This window comes from Enterococcus sp. UD-01, assembly GCF_044909655.1.
Taxonomy (GTDB): domain Bacteria; phylum Bacillota; class Bacilli; order Lactobacillales; family Enterococcaceae; genus Enterococcus_L.
Genome location: NZ_JBIYEU010000019.1, coordinates 53,251 through 59,879, shown reverse-complemented (window position 1 = coordinate 59,879; position 6,629 = coordinate 53,251). Strand labels below are relative to the sequence as shown.

Genomic DNA, 6,629 nt, shown 5'->3' with positions numbered 1-6,629 from the left:
ACACCTGTTCCCATGCCGAACACAGAAGTTAAGCTTCTTAGCGCCGATTGTAGTGAAGGGTTTCCCTTTGTGAGAGTAGGACGTCGCCGCGCTAAGTGTGTTGTATCGGAGGTTTAGCTCAGCTGGGAGAGCACCTGCCTTACAAGCAGGGGGTCAGCGGTTCGATCCCGTTAACCTCCATTTTTTGAGCCGTTAGCTCAGTTGGTAGAGCATCTGACTTTTAATCAGAGGGTCGCAGGTTCGAACCCTGCACGGCTCATAGAAATATCTTGCGGGTGTGGCGGAATTGGCAGACGCACTAGATTTAGGATCTAGCGCCTTACGGCGTGGGGGTTCAAGTCCCTTCACCCGCATATTTGTCTGGAAGAAGACAAGCAGAGCCGGCTTAGCTCAGTTGGTAGAGCATCTGATTTGTAATCAGAGGGTCGAGGGTTCAAGTCCTTTAGCCGGCATCACGCGGAAATAGCTCAGTGGTAGAGCACCACCTTGCCAAGGTGGGGGTCGCGGGTTCGAACCCCGTTTTCCGCTTAAGCCATTCAACAACGCCGGGGTGGCGGAACTGGCAGACGCACAGGACTTAAAATCCTGCGGTGAGTGATCACCGTACCGGTTCGATTCCGGTCCTCGGCATTACTTTGACGCACTCGATGTGGAGAAGTAGAAAGCAGATGGCAACATCTGATGTGTTGATCCTTGTTTTAAGCACCCATAGCTCAACTGGATAGAGTGTTTGACTACGAATCAAAAGGTTAGGGGTTCGACTCCCTTTGGGTGCATAGTAAAAATGTTTGACTGCGGATTAAAAGGCGAAACTTTGATTCCTTTTAGACGTTTAGTCTTTTTTTATTAGCTACGGGAAGTAGCTCAGCTTGGTAGAGCACTTGGTTTGGGACCAAGGGGTCGCAGGTTCGAATCCTGTCTTCCCGATTTATTCAACGCGTTAAACCTTACTTATTTTTAATAAGTAAGGTTTTGTTGATTTATATGGGTAATAATATTATGAACGGTGAAAAATATATAAAAATTGCTTATATTCCTGTTTCTTTTCCGCTTTTTTAGGCATTCTTCTTTATTAAAGGCTAAAAGTTCGGTATAATAATGGTCAGTATTAGTCAAGGGAAAAGGATGAGTGTTATGAGTAATCAAAATACCTCAGATTTAATAGAAGCATATTTAAAGAAGATTCTTGAAGAAAGTAGTAAAATTGAGATCCGTCGTGCGGAGATGGCACATTTATTCAATTGTGTGCCTTCGCAAATTAATTATGTGATTAATACGCGCTTCACGATACAGCGTGGTTATTCTGTAGAAAGTAAGCGTGGCGGTGGTGGTTATATTCGTATTGCAAAGGTGCAGATATCAGATAATGACCAGTTATTAAAGCAGATGGCGCAATTTACAGGTGAGGAGCTTTCGGAAAAAGATGCTCTGATTTTTGTTCAAAAGTTATATGAGGAAAAGGTTATCACCAAAAGAGAAGGTAATCTTATGCTTTCTGTTTTAGGAAAGCAGGTATTAGATAAAGCAGGACCAGATGAAGACTATTTACGTGCTCAATTGATGCATTCATTTTTAGAACGTTTGAGTTACGAGGAGGAATGAGAACATGGACGAATTATTTACAGATAGCGCCAAGGCGGTCTTAGCCATTGCGCAAGAAGAAGCAAAATACTTCAGACACCAATCCGTTGGCTCTGAGCATTTGCTGTTAGCATTAGTATTGGAACCAAATGGTATTGCTGGTAAAACATTGCGTCAATTAAATGCGGACAAGAACGATATCCGCGAAGAAATTGAGCATCTTACCGGCTATGGCACAGTTAAAGGTTACCCTAGAGGCGCTTATTTACCTTATTCCCCTCGCGCAAAGCAGGTTTTTGCTTATGCAGGTGATGAAGCCAGACGTTTAGGAGCTCCGAATATTGGTACAGAGCATATTCTTTTAGGTTTATTAAGAGACGAAGATATTTTAGCTTCTCGAATTTTGTTGAATTTAGGGCTAAGCTTATCCAAAATGCGTCAATTACTAATGAAAAAAATCGGTGTTACTGACCCTCAAATGAGCAATTCAGGACGTCGTCGTAACAATCAAAATCAAAAGGCTGCACCAAAAGGCACTCCAACGTTGGATTCGCTTGCGCGTGATTTAACAAAATTGGCTAGAGAAAACAATCTTGATCCAGTAGTAGGTCGTTCGCAGGAAGTAAGAAGACTGATTCAAATTTTAAGTCGTCGAACGAAAAACAATCCTGTTCTTGTCGGTGAGCCTGGTGTTGGTAAAACCGCAATTGCTGAAGGGTTAGCTCAAAAAATTGTTAACGGTGAAGTGCCGGAAGATATGCAGGAAAAACGCTTAATGATGCTGGACATGGGTGCTTTAGTGGCTGGAACAAAATATCGTGGTGAATTTGAAGATCGTTTGAAAAAGGTTATTGATGAAATTTACCAAGACGGACAAGTTATTTTGTTTATTGATGAATTGCATACATTAATAGGTGCAGGCGGAGCAGAAGGGGCTATTGATGCGTCTAATATTTTAAAACCTGCATTGGCTAGAGGCGAATTGCAGACAATTGGTGCTACTACTTTAGATGAATATCAAAAATATATTGAAAAAGATTCTGCTTTGGAACGCCGCTTTGCCAGAGTACAGGTAGAAGAACCAACACCGGAAGAAGCAGAAGAAATTCTTAAAGGTCTGCGCTCTCGTTATGAAAAACATCATGGGGTTGAAATCACGGATGAAGCATTGAATGCAGCCGTTCAGTTATCGGTACGCTACATTAATTCTCGACAATTACCGGATAAAGCGATTGATTTGATGGATGAATCTGCAGCAAAAGTTCGTTTGGATTTGGCAGATGAGCCTTCAGAGATTAATGATCTACGTATGGAAATAGCAAGTTTAGTACAGGAAAAAGAAGAAGCGATTCAAGCACAATCCTTTGAAAGTGCTGCACGCTTACGCCAAAAGGAAAAGAAATTAGCTCGAAAATTGGAAAACATTCTTTTATTGGAACAAAAAGAAGCTTCCGGCTACGCTGATCGTGTCACAGATCAGGATGTTGCCAACGTGGTTTCACAATGGACCGGTGTACCGTTGCAACAATTAGAGAAAAAGGAAAGCGAACGCTTGCTTGAGCTGGAAAGCATTCTGCATCATAGAGTGGTCGGTCAAGATGAAGCTGTTCAAGCCGTTTCACGCGCTATTCGCAGAGCTCGCAGTGGCTTGAAGGATCCGAATCGACCGATTGGTTCATTCATGTTTTTAGGTCCTACAGGTGTGGGTAAAACGGAGTTGGCTAAAGCATTAGCTGAAACAATATTTGGTAGTGAAGATGCGTTGGTTCGTGTTGATATGTCCGAATTTATGGAAAAATACAGTACCAGTCGCCTGATCGGTTCACCTCCAGGCTATGTCGGCTATGACGAAGGGGGTCAATTAACTGAGAAAATTCGTCAAAAACCTTATTCTGTTATTTTACTGGACGAAGTGGAAAAAGCACATCCGGATGTTTTTAATATTTTGTTGCAGGTATTAGACGATGGACATTTGACGGATTCTAAAGGGCGTAAGGTCGATTTTAGAAACACGATTTTAATTATGACGTCAAATATTGGTGCAACAGCGATTCGTGAGGAAAAGAATGTGGGCTTCAATGTGAAAGACTTGTCTAAAGATTACGATGCGATGCAAAAACGTATTTTAGAAGAGTTGAAAAAAGCCTTTCGTCCTGAATTTTTAAATCGGGTGGATGAAACAGTGGTCTTCCGTTCACTAGATCAGGAAGAAATTCACGAAATCGTAAAAATTATGAGCAAATCTATTATTAAACGTTTAAAAGAGCAGGATGTAAATGTTAAAATTACTCCCGCAGCCATCGAAGTTATCGGCAAAGTCGGCTTTGATCCAGAGTATGGTGCAAGACCAATCCGCCGAGCACTACAAAAAGAAGTAGAGGATCGTTTAAGTGAGGCCTTGCTGGCAGGTCAAATTCATTTAGGTGACAAAGTAACGATTGGTGCAAGTAAAGGGAAGATTACGTTAAATGTAAAATCTTCTAATCCTGAACCGATTTTGCAAAAGGTGTAATTTAAACAACAAATATAGGCGGGCGATCGTTTAAGATCTATGTGCGGGGAGAAAGTGATTATTGCTTTCGCTCCGCCTTTACTTTGTGAAAAAGGCTCTTTAAAATAAATAGATGCTATTGGAAAGTTTGTGAACCTGTGCTACTATAAAGCAGGTGCTAGAAGCAAGTTTATAGAGAAAAATAGAAAGCAAGCTCTTTGGAAAAAGATAAAAACTGGCAGCTACGCAGAGGGCTTATTCAGTTTTTAGAGGAGGATTTAGTTTTATGATCGAACTTATTGCGACCGCGGAATCAGTGGGGCAGGCGGAGGCTTTGCTTTTGGCTGGAGTAGATACGTTGTATATCGGAGAGGAAACGTTTGGTTTACGTTTACCAACATCGTTTTCCAGAGAAGAGCAACGGAGCATTACTGAAAAAGCGCATGCTGCAGGGAAAAAAGTTACAGTGGCTTTAAACGGTATTATGCATCCGGAAAAGATGAAGCAAGTTCCGGAATATCTGGCTTTTTTGAAAGAGATTCATGTTGATCAGGTAACTGTAGGCGATCCGGGCATTATTTTTGTTATGCAGCGTGACGATTTGGCAATTCCCTATATTTATGATGGAGAAACGCTAGTAACAAGTTCTCGCCAGATTAACTTTTGGGCCAAACGTGGAGCGATTGGTGCAGTGCTTGCTCGTGAAGTTCCTTTTGAGGAAATGAAGCAAATGGCGGAAAATTTGGCTGTACCGGCGGAAGTCCTGGTTTACGGTGCGACGTGTATTCATCAATCAAAGCGGCCGTTATTGCAGAACTATTATAATTTTACGAAGAACGATGAATCTGCCGGCAAAGACCGCGGCTTGTTTATTTCAGAGCCAAAAAAAGAGGAAACACATTATTCTATCTATGAGGATAGTCATGGTACGCATATTTTTGCGGATAATGATGTGAATTTGATTAATGAGCTAGAGCAGTTAAATGAGTTTCATTATACGAAATGGAAGCTGGACGGCATCTATGCGCCGGGAGAAAATTTTGTAGAAGTGGCTAAAATCTTTGTAGCGGCTAAAGAGCAGCTTGAAGCGGGAACTTGGACTAGTGCAAAGGCCCAAAAAGCCAGTGAACAAATAAAAGCATTACATCCAGTGAATAGAGGGTTGGACGTCGGTTTCTTTGACTTAGACCCAGATGAGATAAAATAAGGAGATTAGGACAAATGACAAACGAGCGAACACTGAAGCGTCCCGAGGTTTTAGCACCTGCAGGGACGCTAGAAAAACTAAAAACCGCCATTCATTATGGCGCAGATGCAGTTTATATTGGCGGTAATGCCTATGGATTACGCAGCCGAGCTGGAAATTTTACTAAGGAAGATATGATCGAAGGCGTAGCTTTCGCTAAAGCGCACAATGCCAAAGTCTATGTAGCTGCGAATATGGTGACACACGAAGGAAATCAAGAAGGAGCCGGCGATTTTTTCAGAGAAATTCGTGATGTAGGAATTTCTGCGGTAATTGTTTCCGATCCTGCTTTGATTGAAATTTGTGCGACAGAAGCACCGGGGCTGCCGATTCATTTGTCAACACAAGCGTCAGCTACTAATTACGAAACATTGGAATTTTGGAAAAATGAAGGCTTGGAGCGGGTTGTTTTAGCTCGAGAAGTTTCTATGGAAGAAGTAGCTGAAATTCGGAAAAATACCGATATCGAAATTGAAGCGTTTATTCATGGCGCGATGTGTATTTCCTATTCAGGTAGATGTACGTTGTCCAACCATATGTCTATGCGTGATGCGAATCGTGGCGGGTGTTCTCAATCTTGTCGTTGGAAGTATGAGCTTTATGATATGCCGTTTGGTACAGAACGTACTAGTTTGACAGACAAAGGAGAAGTTGAAGAAGAGTTTTCAATGAGCGCGGTTGATATGGCGATGATTCAACATATTCCAGAACTAATTCAAAATGGCGTTGATAGTTTTAAAATTGAAGGACGAATGAAATCGATTCACTATGTTTCGACTGTGGCAAATGTATACAAAAAAGCAGTTGATACCTATATGGAAGATCCAGATAATTATGAATGTAAGCAGGAATGGATTGATGAATTGTGGAAAGTCGCACAACGAGAGCTTTCTACTGGTTTTTACTACCATGTACCTACCGAGGAGGAGCAGCTTTTTGGTGAACGTCGTAAAATTCCTCAATATAAATTTATTGGTGAAGTCATGGCGTATGATGGAACCACAAGAGTAGCAACGATTCGTCAAAGAAATCATTTCAGTGTGGGCGATGAAATCGAATTTTACGGACCCGGGTTCAATCATTTCCATCAAACGGTAGAAGTTATGTATAATGAAGATGGCGAGTCGATTGATCGTGCCCCTAACCCGATGATGATCTTAACAATGCCGGTGGCACAACCAGTGGCAGTAGGAGATATGATTCGAAAGAAAAAATAATCAATCTATTGAAGGGATCGGCTTTTACAGCTTATCCCTTTCGTTACAGCTTTGCTGAGAATCACAGTGAAATGAAATTGAACTGATGATGAAC

Annotated in this window: 4 protein-coding genes, 8 tRNA genes and 1 rRNA gene; all 13 read left to right on the top strand. The window is 41.7% G+C overall.

Going from position 1 to position 6,629, the window contains the following annotated elements:
• A 5S ribosomal RNA gene (rrf, locus tag ABH902_RS13765) occupies positions 1-92 on the top strand; the annotation flags it as partial.
• A gap of 15 nt (positions 93-107) precedes the next feature.
• Positions 108-180: transfer RNA gene (locus ABH902_RS13760), tRNA-Val, on the top strand.
• 6 nt (positions 181-186) lie between these two features.
• Positions 187-259: transfer RNA gene (locus ABH902_RS13755), tRNA-Lys, on the top strand.
• 12 nt (positions 260-271) lie between these two features.
• Positions 272-353, top strand: a tRNA-Leu gene (locus tag ABH902_RS13750).
• Positions 354-379: 26 nt separating this feature from the next.
• Positions 380-452, top strand: a tRNA-Thr gene (locus ABH902_RS13745).
• A gap of 4 nt (positions 453-456) precedes the next feature.
• Positions 457-528: transfer RNA gene (locus ABH902_RS13740), tRNA-Gly, on the top strand.
• Positions 529-544: 16 nt separating this feature from the next.
• Positions 545-630, top strand: a tRNA-Leu gene (locus tag ABH902_RS13735).
• Positions 631-702: 72 nt separating this feature from the next.
• A tRNA-Arg gene (locus ABH902_RS13730) sits at positions 703-776 on the top strand.
• Positions 777-853: 77 nt separating this feature from the next.
• Positions 854-927, top strand: a tRNA-Pro gene (locus ABH902_RS13725).
• Positions 928-1,134: 207 nt separating this feature from the next.
• Entirely contained in the window at positions 1,135-1,602 is a 468-nt protein-coding gene (locus tag ABH902_RS13720) for a CtsR family transcriptional regulator (protein WP_404591633.1), read from the top strand.
• A 4-nt stretch (positions 1,603-1,606) separates the two neighbouring features.
• A complete protein-coding gene (locus ABH902_RS13715; RefSeq protein WP_404591631.1) occupies positions 1,607-4,093 on the top strand; it encodes an ATP-dependent Clp protease ATP-binding subunit in 2,487 nt (828 codons plus the stop codon).
• Positions 4,094-4,358: 265 nt separating this feature from the next.
• The gene (locus ABH902_RS13710) at positions 4,359-5,279 is read left to right on the top strand and encodes a peptidase U32 family protein (protein ID WP_404591630.1); all 921 of its coding nucleotides are present in this window, start codon (positions 4,359-4,361) and stop codon (positions 5,277-5,279) included.
• A 14-nt stretch (positions 5,280-5,293) separates the two neighbouring features.
• On the top strand, positions 5,294-6,535 hold the full coding sequence (locus ABH902_RS13705; protein WP_404591628.1) for a U32 family peptidase: 1,242 nt from the start codon (positions 5,294-5,296) through the stop codon (positions 6,533-6,535).
• Positions 6,536-6,629: the final 94 nt, after the last annotated feature.